Origin of the sequence: Clostridium chromiireducens, assembly GCF_003575225.1 — a bacterium.
Classification (GTDB): domain Bacteria; phylum Bacillota; class Clostridia; order Clostridiales; family Clostridiaceae; genus Clostridium; species Clostridium chromiireducens.
The window spans coordinates 1010704-1026665 of sequence record NZ_QXDJ01000002.1 but is presented as its reverse complement, the minus strand read 5'-3'; the positions used below and the strand labels follow the sequence as shown (position 1 = coordinate 1026665).

Here is a 15962-nt window from a genome sequence, read left to right as displayed (position 1 = left end):
AATAAATTATCTAGATACAAATTCATCTTTTAGAATTGAGTAATATAATCTATCAACATATTGTCCATCTTCATAAAAAAAGTCTCTCAGTGTGCCTTCATAAACTAGTCCACATTTTTCTATAACTTTGCGAGACGCAAAATTTATTGATTTATGACATATTTGGACCTTATGTAAATTAATTTTATCAAAGCCAAATTTAATAACAGCTTTTGTAGCTTCTGTTGCATAGCCTCTTCGTTGAAATAAACTTCCAATGCAGTATTCAATTTCTGCAAAATGATTATTGTCATCTACTGAAAAATAGGCAATTTGACCTATACATTCATTCGTTTCTTTTAGGATTATTGCCCACCTATAGTAATTATCCTTGTCATATGAACCTATATATTTATCAAGCAGCTCCTTAACCTCTTGCTTTGTGCTATAAACTGGTTCACAATATAATGATTGAACTTTAGGATCGCTAATCCAGTATTTTAACATTTCTTTATCATCTGTATACCCAAATTTTCTCAAAATTAATCTTTCTGTTTCAATTTTAGTTGTACCAACATGTGTTAACATAATTCTAGTTCCCCTCCTCTTATATATTTATCTTTCCTTTTTGTTAGTATAAGTAGTTAAACAGAAATCTTATTCGGTTTTCTTCCCCCAATTAAATACTTAATTGTATGAATTACAAATATAATATCATTAACAGTAATTAATGTAAAATTATACATTACATGTTTTTATTTGTATTTTTATTTCAAATTACTATATATCACATTTATTCGAAAAACCTGCTGGTGGCACACCTAAGGCTTGTATAAGCCTAGCCCAATAGTTAACCTGAGCTACAGTACTTGCAATAATAACTATTTCACGTTCGGTAAAGCTAAGCTTTACCTTTTCCATAAACTCTTTTGGCACTTTAATAGGAGTTTGTGATATAAATTTTGTATACTCTATTGCTAATTTTTCTTTAATATTAAATGTAGATACATCATTAATATTATATTTTCCTGTCAGACAATAAATTTCTTCCTTAGTTATTCCCTCTTCCTCATACTCAAAAGAATTCATATCTATACAAAATGGACATGATACACTTAGAGACGCCTGAATTCTTACAAGCTTTAAAATACGTTTATTCAGGTCTCCTTTACCATGAGCCACCATCGCTTCAAGAATACCCGAACTTATTGCAACTTTAGGATACCAAGCAAGAAGTTTAGGAACCAGTAAGTCCTTTTTAGTAACTTTATTTGAAATATATATTCCGATTTTTAAAAACCAAGGAATTTTTTTAGGTGGATTAATAAAGGCATTTACTTTTTTATCTTGCATGACTTGTTACCTGAAATCAAACATAACGGACAAACATCAAATATACCTGATAATATAGGAATTATACCTATTAGCCCTAAATACTTTAAATTTCCTTCTCCCCAAAACAAAATACTCAATAGAATTAATCCTGGAATAAATCTCATTATTCTATTTATGTGTCCAACATTCTTCATTTAAAACACTCCTCTATTTAAAATCACTTTACTTGTTAATTCTAACTTAGCAAAATATAATACATTTTTCTGTGATAAAATCACATTCAATTTCTCTTATTATGTATTAATATAAATTATGATTATACTTAAGAATTTATAATGCTTAAGTTGTATAATATATATGTTGCAATGTTCAACACTCGATGGTCATTGAATTGAGATTCCCATTTGAAATCATTAAGTTTTGAATAATTATTTCTGCAATATATATACGATTAAAATAAATTTTAGGAGGTACATTTTAAACGATGGCACATAAATTTGATGCAAAGAATAAACATAAACTTGACAATGAAAAGCGAAGAGAGCTTTTACCACCAGAGCAAACCCTTATAAGTCTTCATTTGCAGGAAGAAGCTATAATGGCTGATATAGGCTGCGGTATTGGATATTTTACTATTCCAGCATCCAAAATTGTTGGAGAAAACGGTAAGATATTTGCAATGGATATATCACCTGAAATGCTTAAAGATGTTGAAATTAAAATTAGCGATAATAATATATCAAATGTAGAAACGATTTTGACAGAAGAAAATGATTTAAAATTAGAAGATAATAAAGTCACATTTGCTTTTATCAGCCTTGTATTACATGAAGCTAATGAAAAAGAAAACTTTTTAAACGAGGTAAAAAGAATTATAATACCTAATGGGAAGATTACTATTGTTGAATGGGAAAAAGCAGAAAGCGAATTTGGTCCTCCTATTGACCATAGAATAGATAGAGTAAGCTTGATGAAACTGTTAGATAAAGTAGGCTTTTCAACTATTGAGTCTATAGACATTGGTGAAAATTTTTATGGCATAATAGCTCAAAAATAATCCAATTATCTATAAATCTGGATTTTGCAATATAAATTAATACATGCTCTTAATTTTTAGCTATAAAATATTCTGAAGAATATTTATTGTCATATTCTTCAGAATACATCTATTTAAAATACTTCCAAGTCATTCAAAATATTTAAGTATTTGAATAATCCATCTACATTGCATATATTTATGACAAATACTTGTCACAAACTTATAATAAAATATTTGGTGGAATTATTTTATGAATGATGAGGCGAGGAAAGTTATGCAAAAGAAAAAGAAATTATTCACTTTATTAATATTATCAATATCTCTATCTATTTTTCTATTTTTTCATCCACTTTTTTACTACAAGTTTTTCAATAAAGATTTAACAGTTATAAACAATACTGTATATGCGAGTTCACTTCCTGATAATACTTTTAAAAGTACATATACTCCCAAAATTAAATTTGAAGATAGACCTATAACAAAAGTTAGTGGCATAAGTTTAAATATCTTAAATGAATCTAATATTATTAATGTTCCTATGCTGCTTAAATCACAAAGATATTATATGCCACTTAATTTTATTTGTAACAAGCTCAACTATACTATTAGTACTTCGGATAATAAAATTTTATTATCTAACAATAATAATAAGATTTCTTTAAATGTAAATTCTTATACAAAAAATTCTAGGACAGGCAATCTTCGTGGAAATTTAATAAATAGTAATGGTGTTAATTATATTTCTATTTCGGATATAGAGGAACTTTTTAATTTGATTGCTATTTTTGACTTTAAAAATAATAGTATAAGCTTACTCGATAACAGTGTATCAACACCTGAAAATGCTTCTGTACCTTATAGTAATAAAGTTTCTTTAATAAGATTAGAGGACTTTGGATGCGGTGGTAATTATTCAATTGATAAAAACCAAGCAAAAATAAAATTAATGGCTAATCTTTTTTACTCACAAGGAATGAAATATCATGTTAGCTGGATTCCTAGATTTAAATCTCCTACTGATAATATTGATAATGATTTATTAACAAGTGATAATATAACAAATGTTGGATTTGTTAACTTATTAGATTATTTGATTAACAAAGGCGGTGAAATAGGACTTCATGGTTATACTCATCAACATGATGATGAAAAAAGCGGGCCAGGCAACGAAATGACTAAAGATATAAATAACACAGTCGATCAAACACGTGCTATAGTTGAAAATGGAATAGATACTGCAAGCGCTTTAAATATTCCCATTTCATACTATGAAAGCCCTCATTATGGGGAAACTGAGCTTCAAAGAAATGTTATTGAAGATTATTTTCAATTTATATATGAACCTTTTGACAGTAAACAAAACAATATATATGACTTAGATGACTACCATTTATTTGTTCCAACGCCTTTAGGGTATGTACACAATTCGGATGCGACATCCATAATTGATGGGCTTAATAATGATGATCCTGATGTACTTCATAGTTTTTATTATCATCCATTTGTTGAATTGAATTATGTTCATTTTAATATTAGTGCCAACAAGCTTAATATAACCTATGATGAAAATTCTCCATTACAAAAAATAGTTAAAACTCTTAAATCAGATAACTATGTAACAGTTCATATTGATGAACTTATAGATAAATAAGTTATACTTCATTATTAAATGAAATTCTGGATATATTAAAACAGGTAGCCTAACTCCAATTTAGACTACCTATTAAACATATAAAATATATAAGGATTTTATATGTTTAATACATTTCAATTAAAAATATTGTATGTAGTCATATCTCTTTTCTTATTAACCAAGCATTATTGACATATGCCATTAATAGGTTTATTATAATATATAAGAGCATATGCCAATAACCTTTTTATTACATATGCTCATCTATATATTTATTGGAGGTTTATATTATGAAAATTGCATTACCATCACTCGATAATAATATTGATGATCATTTTGGCCATTGTGAATACTACACAATCTTTACGGTTGATACACAAAATAAAAAAATATTAGGTTCTGAAACTCTTGAATCACCAGCTGGATGTGGCTGCAAATCAAACATTGCATCTACTCTTTCTGCTATGGATGTTAAAGTTTTACTTGCAGGTAATATGGGTGAAGGCGCTGTAAGAGTGCTAAGCAATGCAGGAATAGAAGTATTGCGTGGCTGCTCTGGAGATGTAAATACTGTAGCTTTAAACTGGCTTAATGGTTCTCTTGTAGATTCTGGTGATATGTGTCATCATCATGACTGTAATAATGAATAAATAAAGAATTTCAAAACAAAAAAATAATAATAGACCCAAGTTTGTTTACTTGATCTATTATTATTTATTTTTGTGGATATAAACTTAATAATTTAAAACTAAAACTATTTAATAGTATCTGTATTACTACCTCTGCACCAATTTTTACAAAATCCTGCTTTTTTACTACACATAACTTTATCAGATCCGCAGCTTGGGCATACTACTCTGTCTTGATCAAAATTTATTTCATAAATTGTTCCGCATTCTGCACATTTAAATTTACAAAGCTTTGTAGTATAATGGCCTCCGCTTATTCTTATTGCCTTACCTTCTGTTAAAGCTGTAGCCACTTTTTTTCTTGCACTGTCTATTATATTCTGAAAAGTTTGTCTTGATACCTGCATTTTTTCAGCACACTCTTCTTGATTTAACTCTTCTATATCTTTAAGTCTCATTGCTTCAAGTTCTTCTACTTTTAAGACTATTTCTTCAATTTGACATTTTGGTTTTCCCCATGGTACAAAATAATCATCTTCTGGAAAAAACTCAACTCTTCTAAATTTTGTTGGTCTTGCCATTTTCCATCCTCCCTGGATTACTATATATTTAAACTAGTATAATACCTAAATCTGTTGTAACTATTTGTTAACTTAATTATACTCAATTTTATGAAAAGCTTCAAATCTGCATATATAGTAACAAAACCACATTTTCACTATTGAATATTTTTATCAAATCCTAAAATTCAAATTTTTCTTATAATACATCCTTATTCTTAGATGTTATGAACTTATATATTATTTCAGCCGCATCACCCACGATCTCTGCACATGGACGTTTCTTATAATATTCAGCAGTTCTCTCTTCCGGTATATAACTTTCTTTTTGAGTAGATAGTCCCAAAAGTTCTCTACAAACTATAGAACCATTCTTTTCCTTAAATTGTTCAGCTAGCTCTTGAATCCTTTTATAATGTTCTGCTTTAGATAAGCTATCCTTTGGATCGCTATAACCGTATTTCATACCGGCTACCATAAACATGCCGCTTACTGCTCCACACACCTCACGCAACCTTCCCATACCGCCACCAAAAGAAGATGATAATTTAAGTGCTGTATCAAAATCCATATCACACTCTTCACAAAAGGCCCCAAATACAGATTGAGAACAATTATACCCCTGTTTAAATAGCTCCATAGCACGTTTCCTTATGTTATCCATTTATATCGACCTCATTTTACTTTAATAAATTTAACTATGTAATCATAGTATTATTTCTAATATAATTAACAAAACTTATGTTTTGTTTAATTTCCACAATATTATTTATGTTTTAATTTAATTTTACTGTATTTTAAATATATATCAATAATTTCTACATTTAAAAGAAATCTTTCATCCTAAAACTAATGCATATGAAAGAAATAACAAGTCCATGAAGCTAAATAGATTAGCATACTGACTTGTTAATTTTTTGATTATACTAAAAACAAATAATATCTCTTACTTTATTAATCCTCGCAATGCCCTTCATGTGCATGCTCAGTACAAACACTACCTGTTGAATTTAATTGACCGTTTATAAATTTTTGAATAATATCATCACATAAACCTTCTGCGCCAACAATTACTTCTATTTGATTTTCTTTAAATAGTTCTTGAGCAGTTTCGCCCATTCCTCCTGCAATTATTACATTTACATTCTTTTCATGTAAAAATACTGGTAAGAATCCTGGTTTATGTCCTGGGTTAGGTATAAATTCTTTCTTTAAAGATTGACCTTCTTCTACATCATAAGTAGTAAATCCTTCACAGTGTCCAAAATGTCCACTTACGTACTTTCCATCACTTGCAATTGCTATTTTCATTCTTAATTTCCTCCTCATATTTTACAAAATTAAATTTAAATTATTTATTAATAAACTTTTTTATTTTATTTGCTCTTTTAATAGCTCATAGGCGTATTCTATAATTTCTGTACAAGTTACACCTTTTTTCTTTAGCTCAATACATTCAAGTGTTCCATACTTTTCTTTAACTTTAGTTATTATTTCTTTAGTTAATATTCTTGAATTATTTTTTTCCTCACTTGTATTTCTTCCTTTTAATGCACCAACTGCCATTAAAGTTCCTGTGATTGCTCCACATGTACTTCCAACCGTCATACCAGAACCAAAAGGACTTGCAATTGATACTGGAATATCTAATCCTGTATCTTCATTAAATGCTTTTAATACAGATTCCGCACAATTATATCCTTCTTTATGAAATTCAATTACTCTCTCCACTTTATTTTCTCCTCTATAATTAGTTTTTCAATTTAATAAATGTAATTTTTTATGTTCTGCCACATTTCTTTAATAGCACTAGATGCCTTACTATCTTCATAGTATATAATTGGTTTTAACTCATTTATAGATTTCATAACAGTGTCATCATATGGAATTTTACCTGCTAGAACCAAGCCTTCTTTTTTAATGAATTCTTCTATTTTAGTACTCATATCTTCATTTATATCAAATTTATTGATGCAGACCATAGTAAATACTCCGAAATGTTCACATAAAGCTACTACTCTAATTAAGTCTTCAAGTCCAGATTTTGTAGGCTCTGTAACTACTAAAACAGCATCGCTTCCTGTAATAGAAGATATAACAGAACATCCAATTCCTGGTGAACCATCGCTTATAATCAGCTTTTCATCGGTACTAAATTGTTTTCCGTTTTTCCTTAAATAACTTATTAATTTACCTGAGCCATCGCTTCCTATTTTCATTTCTGCTCTTGAAATTACACCTTTGTCTAGTTCAGTAATAAATGCATTTGCTATTTTTTCATCTTCAAAGTTTATAGCTTTTTGTGGGCATGCTAAAACGCAAGAACCACATCCTTCACATGAAAATGGATTAATATTAAAATTTTCTATTGCATCAAATCTGCATACAGTTTCACATTTCCCACACTTAATGCAAAGAGTTTCATCTATGGAAGCTTTTTTCCCACCTATAAACTGATTTTTTTCAATATCTTTACCTTCATAAAACATATAAAAATTTGGTGCATCTACATCACAATCTATTCTTATAACATCTTCTGCAAGTTCTGCTAGAGAGGTTGCGATAGTAGTTTTCCCTGTTCCACCTTTACCGCTTAAAACTACTAGTTCCACTTTAGCACCTCCTTTGCATTCTTAGATAATTCATCAAATAAATTCTTATGTTTTGAATCATCATACAATATTTCACCATTAGAATATAAAACCGCCGTGTCTCTACTATAAGGTATAGTTCCAATTAAATTTATTTTTTCATCTTTGCAATATCTTTTTACGATATTATCTTTCTCATCATCTTTATTTATTACTATTCCAAAAGGTATATCATACATTCTCACAAGTTCAACAGCCATTTTCAAGTCATGAAGTCCAAACTCTGATGGTTCTGTAACAAGTATTGCTCCATTAGCATATTTTAATGAAGTTACTACGTTACATGATGTTCCTGGAGGACAGTCAATTAAATTAATATTTTGTGGTAAATCTTTAAGAAGCTCACGAATGACAGGCACCGCCATAGGTTCACTTATATTTAAAATTCCTCGTCTGCAATCCAAATCTCCTATTTTTCCACCCTCGATTGTTCCTATTTCTCTTTTCCTGTAAGTTAAAGCATCATATTCACATGCAATCTCACAAGCACCACATCCATGACATAATTTCTCAAATAGCATTATATCTTCTTTTACTTTAGCAAGTGCATTAAATTGGCATACACTTACACACTTGCCACATGAAGTGCATTTCTCATCATTTATAAACGGATATTCTACCATTACTTTTTCAGTTTGGTCTATTTTAGGTTTTAAAAAAATGAATCCATTAGGTTCTTCTACGTCACAATCAATATAATTTGATTTTAACGCAAGGGCAAGATTTGTTGAAACTGTAGTCTTACCAGTTCCCCCTTTTCCGCTAAGGACTGCTATATTCATAGCTTTTATCACTCCAATCTAAGCGTTCACTCCATGATGTGCTTTACCTGCAATCGTTATTTCTTCAAGTTCATTATTATTGTATTTTTCTAAAGCATCTGTAATAGCTATGCTTTCACACTTATATGCTTTAATATCTGCCTTTTCCATAATCTCAAAAGCATTAGGTCCAAGGCTTCCTGTGATAATAATATCTACTTCTTCATCAATAAGCTGGTTAGCCGCTGCTATTCCTGCACCACCACTTGCTTCTTGACCTTTATTTTTTACAATTTTAGTAGCTTTAACTTCTGTATCATAGATTTGAAAAAATTCACACCTTCCAAATCTAGGATCAAGTGAATTATCAGTAATCTTTCCTTTTGATGAAACTGCTATTTTCATTAAATCATCTCCTATTTTATTATTGGCATTTGACAATTACATTTTACTCCTTTTATTTTTAATTGTCAAATGCCAATAATAAATAATTTTAAAAAAGAAGTAGGAATCTTTAAATCAAGTTTCCTACCTCCAAAAATAAAATCTCTTAAAAGCTTACTTTCTCTATTTTTTATTTAACCATCAATCCAGGGCACTAAACTATTTTTGCTACTTTATGAATTATAATCATTATTTATTTTGTAGATACTTTATATATCTTCTGCATTCTTGTAAATTTTCTTTATTTCATCTTTAGAAACAAATGCTGATAATAAATAAGCAATTATTATAATACCTGGAATATCAATTAATAATCTTGTTATTGCAAATGTTTTTCCAAGTGAAGACATCTCAAATATAAACATAGGAATTTTAGTGGTAGACCATGCCCCTATGAAAATTAATATATTACTAAACTTAACTCCTTTTTTCATAAAAACTGCTGCAACTGGAAACGCTCCATATAGTGGACCTGCAGCTGCTGATCCTATAATTATAGACAAAAGAATTCCTTTAATTCCAGATCCTTCTCCCATATATTTAATCATTGTTTCTCTTGGAACCCATACATCTAGTAATCCTAATAACATAAAAACTGGTGGTATAACTAAAGCCATTTCTTTAAAGCTAAATCCTGCAATACCTAAAGATTTAAGTCCTAATTCTTTATTAATAATAGTTATAATTCCTACAATTACTATTGTTACAATAAAAAACTTATATCTCTTGATCGAATTTTGTTATATTTCCGGTATTATTATATACAAATTTATTTCCAAACTCACCTTCTAATTTTTCCACTGCATTATCACCTGTGCAATGAGATAATCGAAAAATACTTATATTCTTTTCTTTTAAATAATTAATAGTATTATTTAATCTTAATTCATCGGCTTCAATTAAATGGCTGCCTCCAACAATAGCATAAATAGGTATGCCTGCCCTTTGTGTGATACTTTCTATAATATTCACTATCCCTACATGTGAACATCCAAGTATAACAACTAAACCTTTTTCTTGCTTTACACCTAATACTATTTCATCAGAAAAATCATCAAGGAGATATTCCCCATTTTCCTTAATATAAAACTTTTTGTTGAGAATTTCAAAATTATTTTTTCTTTCAAAATTAGAGAATATTATTACATCCTCTGTGATATTACATATATCTTGATTAATAGATTTTAAAAAAATGTTATTCTGACTAATAAACTCTTCAGAAAAGGAATTACCATTAAATTTATATTGTTCTCTTTCTATCAACTTGTACTTTTCATTAAAAAATCCATTTCCTACAATAAGTTTAAATGATTTACTGGAATTTTGTACAAAATTCCTGAATCCTCCACTATGATCATAGTGCCCATGACTTAACACTACATAATCCAAATCATTTAAATCAATTTTTAATTTTTCTGCATTTTTAATAAAATCTCCACTTTGACCTGTATCAAATAAAATTTTTTTCTCATTAATTTCTATATATAAGGAAAGTCCATGTTCACTACATAAAATATTATTTTTATCAGAATTATTTTCAATAAGAGTTGTTATTTTTAAACTCATTTATTTTTCCCCCTTAGGCAGATGGACTTGTTATTTTTTTGATTGTGCCTTATCATAATAATCTTGAATTGCATTTCTAAGTGCTTGAACACCAAGATTAGAACAATGTTTTTTATTTTCTGGTAATCCTCCTAAAGCATCTATAATATCTTCTTCAGTGATTTTTAATGCTTCTTCTAAAGTTTTCCCTTTTGAAAGTACCATAGTCATACTGCCAGTAGCAATAGCTCCACCACATCCAAAAACTAAAAATCCTATATCTTCAATTAAGTTATTTTCTACTCTTATGAATATTTCTATATAATCACCACAACTTGGATCTCCATTGTATCCTTCACCATTTGGACTATCAATTGTTCCCATATTTCTTGGACACATAAAATGATCTAATGCAATATCTGAAAATTCTTCCATATATATAACCCTCCCATTGTATATTAATAGCATTTGCCACTTTATATTACTTTATTTTAATTTTATTGTCAAACGCCAATAATATTCCTTAAAAAATTCATTTATTGTGTAAAAATAATAAAGATCATGAATACTTAATACTGACATAGAAATGTATTAAGCGTGATTGTATGAATGCTGCTTCTACCTTTTATAATGTAAAACTAATCATAAGGAGTTAGTTATTTCTTAAGTATTTTTAGATATTGTTTGGTAGCATAATAAAATACCTCTGAATACAATATAGTATTCTTTATTACCTATACAATCTATAATATAAAGAGGTGTTTTATGGTCATTACACCAGATATTCCTACACTTAAGTATACCATCGAAAATGGTATTAAATGTTTCAAATTAGTAGCCGAACCTGTAAATCAGGAAATACTTCCAGGTGTCTTTATTAAAGGATGGGGATACAACGGAAGTATACCAGGCCCAACTATTCAAGTTTATCCAGGGGACTATGTCAATATAAGAGTAATTAATCATCTCTCGGAAGCTACAAGTATTCATTGGCATGGACTTAACGTTCCTAATGTGATGGATGGTGTCCCAGACGTTGAACCTTCACCTAGAATTGAACCAGGATACTATTTTGATTATCACTTTAGAATTACTAATCCACCCGGGACCCATATGTATCATTCTCACGTTAATGTTGCAAAGCAAGATATGTTAGGGCTTCTAGGCGGTTTTGTAATTCTAAATCCACATGAAAGAAATGTTAATAAGGATTATCTACTGCTAATGCAGGAATGGAGTCTGATAGGTTTGGATAAAGGAAAAAAAGTAGAACCTGGTCAATACAATCTTAAACCTTTTGCAATGGACTTTAATATGTTTACTATAAACGGCAAGAGTTTTCCATCTACCACACCTATGCCAGTTGAATATGATGATATTGTGCGTTTAAGATTAGGAGCCATACAGATTAACCATCATCCAATGCATATTCATGGACATCAATTTTTAGTTGAAAAAGCTGATGGTAATCCTATAGCTGATAATGATAGAATTTTAAAAAATACAATACTAGTGGCTGCCGGTGAAACTTGGGATGTCTTATTTAAAGCAAATAATCCAGGTATATGGCCTTTTCACTGCCATATTTCCCATCATGTTTCAAATAATTTTACTGATGGGACCGGTGGTATGTTCACCACCTTAGTTTACAAATTGTAAAAACCGCCAATCACTTGTTTTGATTTTATAATCACGAGTTTAGCTAATATTTCACAGCATTTTAAAAATTGGTACTCTTTAAATATTTCTATATCTATAGCAATATTTAAATAACATAATCGAAAGATACATTTAATATTCTAGAACTAAATGAACGCAATAATATTTCTCTACGAAGTTAAAAAGCCTATTAAATCAAAGTAAAGATTTAATAGGCCTTTTTCATTTATAAAACCCTTGTTATGGAACCCACCTTTCAGTGCATGATATGGATGCCGGTACCACCCCTAATTCTAAAAATGTTTATATTATTCCAATTCACTAATAATTCTTTTAACTATAGGATCAAATAATAATTCTAAACTTTCATCTATATGTGAATCTTTATATTGTCCTAAATTATTTATGCTAGTTAACATAGGAAGTTCTCCTAAAAGTTTCAAATCCATATCATTTAAGAACTTTTCTGTATTATCTCCATTAAAAAGTTTCATCTTTTCTCCACATTTAGTACATGTTATATAACTCATATTTTCAATAACACCTAAAATATTTATGTTCATCTTTTTAGCCATATTAACAGCTTTAGCTACTATCATTGAAACTAAATCTTGTGGAACTGAAACCATTACTACACCACTTATAGGAATAGATTGAAGAACTGTTAATGCAACATCTCCTGTACCTGGAGGCATATCTATTACTAAATAGTCAAGTTCTCCCCAGAGTACATCAGTCCAAAATTGTTTAACCATTCCTGAAATTATAGGTCCTCTCCAAAGAACTGGATCTTCTTCACTTTCAATTAATAAATTTAAAGACATAACTTTGATTCCATCACTTGTTGTCACAGGATACATCATATTTTCGGTGAAAGTAACTTTTTTATTCTCTACTCCTAGAAGTCTTGGAACACTTGGCCCAGTTATATCAGCATCTAAAATACCAACACTATATCCAAGTCCTTTTAGATGTTTTGCAATGGTAACAGAAATTGATGATTTACCTACTCCACCTTTACCACTCATAACAGCAATAATTTTCTTCACATTATTTAACGGATTATTTTCAATCATGCAGCTTCCTTTATCCTTATTACATCCATCTTTTGATGAACAAGAATTACAACTTGACATAAAATCATCTCCCAACTTTAATTAGCATTTGCCAACATAAATATTATTACTATTTTTTGTTATTGTCAAATGCTATTAATTTACTTTGTAAAGATTGTGAAAATTTATTTACAAATATAGTAAGAATTATTCTTTCTTTAAAATAAAAAATAAAGTAATATTTATGTTTTCTAAGATTTTAAGCATAAATGTTACTTTATTATTCACTATACTTCTCAAATCAAAAAGAGAATTAACTCTTTCTAACTCCCCTTTTTTGATTCGAATTAATTATTTTAATATACTAAAACTTTATTATTTAGAACATGGACAAAATCTTTCTAATCCCATAATAGCAGCTGCTCCAGCTAAAGTGGTTCCAAAAAATATTGTTGGCTTATCATCCATAAATAAGCTTGTTATTGTACTGTTTGCTATTGTACTTCCGGTTGCAACAATAACATCACACCATGTAAGCAAATCTTTTATATCTTTTTCACCATCTTCAACTAAAACTCCATATTTTACTGTGTTTATATTATTTTTATCTAAATCAGCTACCCTCACTTTAAAACTTTTACTAAGCCTGTCTAACATACTTGGCTGAAATCCTATTAATGCTATTTTAGGATTTCCAAACCTAGATTCTAAATAACTTTCTAATTCCACTGCGCATTTTTCTGGTCCATTATCTCTACAGTGGATTGTATTATCTGTAAGTTTTAAATATCTGCAAACTGCATTTAAAGTAGCAATATATATAGCCCTATTAAAATTACTCTCAAGAGGCATTTCTATTATTTCCTTTAACGTTCCAGTAAAATTACTTGGCATATCAGTAAAAGCTTGTCCTTTTTCTCCTTTAAAAGTTACTTCAATCAATTTCTCTTTTCCTTTTACTATAGGAAAATCTTCCTTTTCAGTATTACCAATAGCTTCTAATGGACTTAATGTTATTCCTCCAACTCTTATTCTTTCTTCCAATAAATTATTATCTGTTACAATATCCATAAATCTATTAATTAAATTATTATAAAATTTGTCTTTGCTCATTATCTTCATCTCCATACTTTAAATTATTTCCATAAATAAATTTAGCTGCAAAATCTGTTTTTGGATGATTAAATATATCTTCTGGTGTTCCTATCTCACATATTCGCCCTTTATTAATAATAGCTATTCTATCTGCTAAATATAATGCTTCATTAAAATCATGAGTCACATGAATTGTTGTTGTATGTAATTTTTTATGTATTTTCTTTAAATTAATTTGAAATTCTCTTTTTGTATTGGGATCCAGTGCACTACTTACCTCATCTAACAAAAGTATCTTAGGATTTGTTACAATAGCCCTTGCAAAAGCTACTCTTTGCTGTTCCCCACCACTTAAATTATTAGTTTTTCTATTTAGCAAATGTTTAATATTTAACATCTTAGTAATCTCATCTAAAACTAAATTAATGTCCTGCTTTTTTGTCTTCCTTGCCTTTAGCCCGAAAGCAATATTATCTCTGACAGATAAGTGAGGGAATAATAAATAACTCTGATATACAAGTCCTATATTCCTGTTTTCTGGTAATACATTTGTAATATTAAGATCATCAATATAGATATCACCTTTATCTATATTGTACATTCCAGCTATTGATTCTAAAATTATTGTTTTCCCTGTTCCTGTAGGACCTAATATAACAAAGTATTCTCCATCATTCACTTGAAAATGTATGTCGTTAAGTTCAAATTCACCAAAACTTTTATATACATGATTTACTTTTAGCATAAACTCACTTCTTTCTACTATTTAAATATGTGCTTTCTTTTTTGCATAGAAATTCAAAAGTGATTAATCCTATAATAGATATAATTATTAAAATTGTTGCTGCTGCCAAGGCTTTATCCAACCGTCCTCCTGATAAATTTAGAAATATTGCTACCGGCAAGGTTTCAGTTTTCATTCTTATGGATCCAGCAAGCATTAATGCAGTTCCAAATTCCCCCAGAGTATTTGTCCAAGTTATAATAATAGCAGTAATTAACCCATTTCTAGCTAAAGGAAGACTCACTTTAAAGAATGTTCCAAAGCTGTCATATCCAAGAGTTCTTGATATAAATTCAAGTTTAGGATTTATATCCTCAAAAGTTGTTCTTATAATTCTAATCATATATGGAGCATTGATAAAAAAGTGAGCTAATATAATTCCTTTAATTGAAAATACAGGATCAAGATTTAATTTATTAAGCAAAATACTTATTTTCTCATTACTAAATAATAATAGTAACGCAATTCCTGATGCTATTGGCGGAATTGAATTAGGTATTTGAATTATTCCGCTGATTGCACCTTTTCCCAAAAACTCAAATTTAGCTAATCCATAAGCTATGGGAATTGCAAATATTAATGAAATCAAAGTTGCTATTGTTGATGTATATAAAGTCATTTTTATTGCAAATTGAATTTCAGCATCCATAAGACTTTCTAAAATATAAGGCAGACTTCTTTTTAATACTGAGCATATTGTAAGCAATATTAATCCAGAAAGCATTATTATAAATATACCTATTATAATCTTAAAAAGAATATCTTTATACTTTTCTTTAAACATACATCTACA

General features: G+C 29.0%; 21 protein-coding genes. 4 read left to right on the top strand and 17 right to left on the bottom strand.

Going from position 1 to position 15962, the window contains the following annotated elements; all coding sequences use genetic code 11:
- Positions 1-6 precede the first annotated feature (6 nt).
- The 3 genes from D2A34_RS10075 to D2A34_RS10065 form a co-directional block, all read right to left on the bottom strand.
- The gene (locus tag D2A34_RS10075; RefSeq protein ID WP_119366543.1) at positions 7-567 is read right to left on the bottom strand and encodes a GNAT family N-acetyltransferase; all 561 of its coding nucleotides are present in this window, start codon (positions 565-567) and stop codon (positions 7-9) included.
- A gap of 192 nt (positions 568-759) precedes the next feature.
- Complete coding sequence (locus tag D2A34_RS10070) at positions 760-1332, bottom strand: carboxymuconolactone decarboxylase family protein (RefSeq protein ID WP_119366542.1); 573 nt, start codon at positions 1330-1332, stop codon at positions 760-762.
- Complete coding sequence (locus tag D2A34_RS10065; RefSeq protein WP_119366541.1) at positions 1314-1508, bottom strand: YgaP family membrane protein; 195 nt, start codon at positions 1506-1508, stop codon at positions 1314-1316. Before D2A34_RS10065 ends, D2A34_RS10070 begins: the two co-directional genes overlap by 19 nt.
- A gap of 290 nt (positions 1509-1798) precedes the next feature.
- Between D2A34_RS10065 and D2A34_RS10060 the strand changes: the two genes are divergently transcribed.
- From D2A34_RS10060 to D2A34_RS10050, 3 genes are all read left to right on the top strand, one after another.
- Positions 1799-2371: a class I SAM-dependent methyltransferase gene (locus tag D2A34_RS10060; protein ID WP_119366540.1), complete on the top strand. Its 573-nt coding sequence runs from the start codon at positions 1799-1801 to the stop codon at positions 2369-2371.
- Positions 2372-2627: 256 nt separating this feature from the next.
- On the top strand, positions 2628-4004 hold the full coding sequence (locus D2A34_RS10055) for a DUF2334 domain-containing protein (RefSeq protein WP_119366673.1): 1377 nt from the start codon (positions 2628-2630) through the stop codon (positions 4002-4004).
- Positions 4005-4276: 272 nt separating this feature from the next.
- The gene (locus D2A34_RS10050) at positions 4277-4636 is read left to right on the top strand and encodes a NifB/NifX family molybdenum-iron cluster-binding protein (protein WP_119366539.1); all 360 of its coding nucleotides are present in this window, start codon (positions 4277-4279) and stop codon (positions 4634-4636) included.
- Between the two features lie 104 nt (positions 4637-4740).
- On the opposite strand, the gene D2A34_RS10045 is transcribed toward D2A34_RS10050, so the two are convergent.
- The 10 genes from D2A34_RS10045 to D2A34_RS10000 all read right to left on the bottom strand — a co-directional run bounded on the left by D2A34_RS10045 (position 4741) and on the right by D2A34_RS10000 (position 11011).
- Positions 4741-5196, bottom strand: coding sequence for a DUF134 domain-containing protein (locus tag D2A34_RS10045; RefSeq protein ID WP_119366538.1), 456 nt, complete (start codon positions 5194-5196; stop codon positions 4741-4743).
- Positions 5197-5374: 178 nt separating this feature from the next.
- On the bottom strand, positions 5375-5839 hold the full coding sequence (locus tag D2A34_RS10040) for a C-GCAxxG-C-C family protein (protein WP_119366537.1): 465 nt from the start codon (positions 5837-5839) through the stop codon (positions 5375-5377).
- A gap of 290 nt (positions 5840-6129) precedes the next feature.
- Positions 6130-6486, bottom strand: a complete 357-nt coding sequence (locus D2A34_RS10035; protein ID WP_119366536.1) for a NifB/NifX family molybdenum-iron cluster-binding protein — start codon at positions 6484-6486, stop codon at positions 6130-6132.
- A 60-nt stretch (positions 6487-6546) separates the two neighbouring features.
- Positions 6547-6906, bottom strand: coding sequence for a C-GCAxxG-C-C family (seleno)protein (locus tag D2A34_RS10030; RefSeq protein WP_119366535.1), 360 nt, complete (start codon positions 6904-6906; stop codon positions 6547-6549).
- 32 nt (positions 6907-6938) lie between these two features.
- Positions 6939-7787, bottom strand: coding sequence for an ATP-binding protein (locus tag D2A34_RS10025; protein ID WP_119366534.1), 849 nt, complete (start codon positions 7785-7787; stop codon positions 6939-6941).
- Entirely contained in the window at positions 7778-8608 is an 831-nt protein-coding gene (locus D2A34_RS10020; RefSeq protein ID WP_119366533.1) for a P-loop NTPase, read from the bottom strand. Before D2A34_RS10020 ends, D2A34_RS10025 begins: the two co-directional genes overlap by 10 nt.
- A gap of 18 nt (positions 8609-8626) precedes the next feature.
- Positions 8627-8992: a NifB/NifX family molybdenum-iron cluster-binding protein gene (locus tag D2A34_RS10015; RefSeq protein ID WP_119366672.1), complete on the bottom strand. Its 366-nt coding sequence runs from the start codon at positions 8990-8992 to the stop codon at positions 8627-8629.
- 248 nt (positions 8993-9240) lie between these two features.
- Entirely contained in the window at positions 9241-9762 is a 522-nt protein-coding gene (locus D2A34_RS10010; RefSeq protein WP_119366532.1) for a permease, read from the bottom strand.
- Positions 9749-10597 (bottom strand): MBL fold metallo-hydrolase, encoded by an 849-nt coding sequence (locus tag D2A34_RS10005; protein WP_119366531.1) that lies wholly within the window; start codon positions 10595-10597, stop codon positions 9749-9751. The genes D2A34_RS10010 and D2A34_RS10005 overlap by 14 nt, the downstream gene beginning before the upstream one ends.
- 30 nt (positions 10598-10627) lie before the next feature.
- A complete protein-coding gene (locus D2A34_RS10000) occupies positions 10628-11011 on the bottom strand; it encodes an iron-sulfur cluster assembly scaffold protein (protein ID WP_182629349.1) in 384 nt (127 codons plus the stop codon).
- 330 nt (positions 11012-11341) lie between these two features.
- Here D2A34_RS10000 and D2A34_RS09995 point away from each other — a divergent pair, with 330 nt between their 5' ends.
- Complete coding sequence (locus D2A34_RS09995) at positions 11342-12235, top strand: multicopper oxidase family protein (RefSeq protein WP_119366530.1); 894 nt, start codon at positions 11342-11344, stop codon at positions 12233-12235.
- 308 nt (positions 12236-12543) lie between these two features.
- Here D2A34_RS09995 and D2A34_RS09990 read toward each other — a convergent pair whose 3' ends face one another.
- The 4 genes from D2A34_RS09990 to D2A34_RS09975 all read right to left on the bottom strand — a co-directional run bounded on the left by D2A34_RS09990 (position 12544) and on the right by D2A34_RS09975 (position 15953).
- A complete protein-coding gene (locus tag D2A34_RS09990; protein WP_119366529.1) occupies positions 12544-13371 on the bottom strand; it encodes an Mrp/NBP35 family ATP-binding protein in 828 nt (275 codons plus the stop codon).
- 294 nt (positions 13372-13665) lie between these two features.
- Positions 13666-14403, bottom strand: coding sequence for a Rossmann-like domain-containing protein (locus tag D2A34_RS09985; RefSeq protein WP_119366528.1), 738 nt, complete (start codon positions 14401-14403; stop codon positions 13666-13668).
- Positions 14381-15130, bottom strand: coding sequence for an ABC transporter ATP-binding protein (locus D2A34_RS09980; protein ID WP_119366527.1), 750 nt, complete (start codon positions 15128-15130; stop codon positions 14381-14383). The genes D2A34_RS09985 and D2A34_RS09980 overlap by 23 nt, the downstream gene beginning before the upstream one ends.
- 4 nt (positions 15131-15134) lie before the next feature.
- Positions 15135-15953: an ABC transporter permease gene (locus tag D2A34_RS09975; RefSeq protein WP_119366526.1), complete on the bottom strand. Its 819-nt coding sequence runs from the start codon at positions 15951-15953 to the stop codon at positions 15135-15137.
- Positions 15954-15962: the final 9 nt, after the last annotated feature.

Excerpts from the sequence above, each read along its gene's own strand:
- D2A34_RS10075 (WP_119366543.1), bottom strand. The coding sequence starts at position 567 with ATGTTAACACATGTTGGTACAACTAAAATTGAAACAGAAAGATTAATT.
- D2A34_RS10070 (WP_119366542.1), bottom strand. The coding sequence starts at position 1,332 with ATGCAAGATAAAAAAGTAAATGCCTTTATTAATCCACCTAAAAAAATT.
- D2A34_RS10065 (WP_119366541.1), bottom strand. The coding sequence starts at position 1,508 with ATGAAGAATGTTGGACACATAAATAGAATAATGAGATTTATTCCAGGA.
- D2A34_RS10060 (WP_119366540.1), top strand. The coding sequence starts at position 1,799 with ATGGCACATAAATTTGATGCAAAGAATAAACATAAACTTGACAATGAA.
- D2A34_RS10055 (WP_119366673.1), top strand. The coding sequence starts at position 2,628 with ATGCAAAAGAAAAAGAAATTATTCACTTTATTAATATTATCAATATCT.
- D2A34_RS10050 (WP_119366539.1), top strand. The coding sequence starts at position 4,277 with ATGAAAATTGCATTACCATCACTCGATAATAATATTGATGATCATTTT.
- D2A34_RS10045 (WP_119366538.1), bottom strand. The coding sequence starts at position 5,196 with ATGGCAAGACCAACAAAATTTAGAAGAGTTGAGTTTTTTCCAGAAGAT.
- D2A34_RS10040 (WP_119366537.1), bottom strand. The coding sequence starts at position 5,839 with ATGGATAACATAAGGAAACGTGCTATGGAGCTATTTAAACAGGGGTAT.
- D2A34_RS10035 (WP_119366536.1), bottom strand. The coding sequence starts at position 6,486 with ATGAAAATAGCAATTGCAAGTGATGGAAAGTACGTAAGTGGACATTTT.
- D2A34_RS10020 (WP_119366533.1), bottom strand. The coding sequence starts at position 8,608 with ATGAATATAGCAGTCCTTAGCGGAAAAGGGGGAACTGGTAAGACTACA.
- D2A34_RS10015 (WP_119366672.1), bottom strand. The coding sequence starts at position 8,992 with ATGAAAATAGCAGTTTCATCAAAAGGAAAGATTACTGATAATTCACTT.
- D2A34_RS10005 (WP_119366531.1), bottom strand. The coding sequence starts at position 10,597 with ATGAGTTTAAAAATAACAACTCTTATTGAAAATAATTCTGATAAAAAT.
- D2A34_RS10000 (WP_182629349.1), bottom strand. The coding sequence starts at position 11,011 with ATGGAAGAATTTTCAGATATTGCATTAGATCATTTTATGTGTCCAAGA.
- D2A34_RS09995 (WP_119366530.1), top strand. The coding sequence starts at position 11,342 with ATGGTCATTACACCAGATATTCCTACACTTAAGTATACCATCGAAAAT.
- D2A34_RS09990 (WP_119366529.1), bottom strand. The coding sequence starts at position 13,371 with ATGTCAAGTTGTAATTCTTGTTCATCAAAAGATGGATGTAATAAGGAT.
- D2A34_RS09985 (WP_119366528.1), bottom strand. The coding sequence starts at position 14,403 with ATGAGCAAAGACAAATTTTATAATAATTTAATTAATAGATTTATGGAT.
- D2A34_RS09980 (WP_119366527.1), bottom strand. The coding sequence starts at position 15,130 with ATGCTAAAAGTAAATCATGTATATAAAAGTTTTGGTGAATTTGAACTT.
- D2A34_RS09975 (WP_119366526.1), bottom strand. The coding sequence starts at position 15,953 with ATGTTTAAAGAAAAGTATAAAGATATTCTTTTTAAGATTATAATAGGT.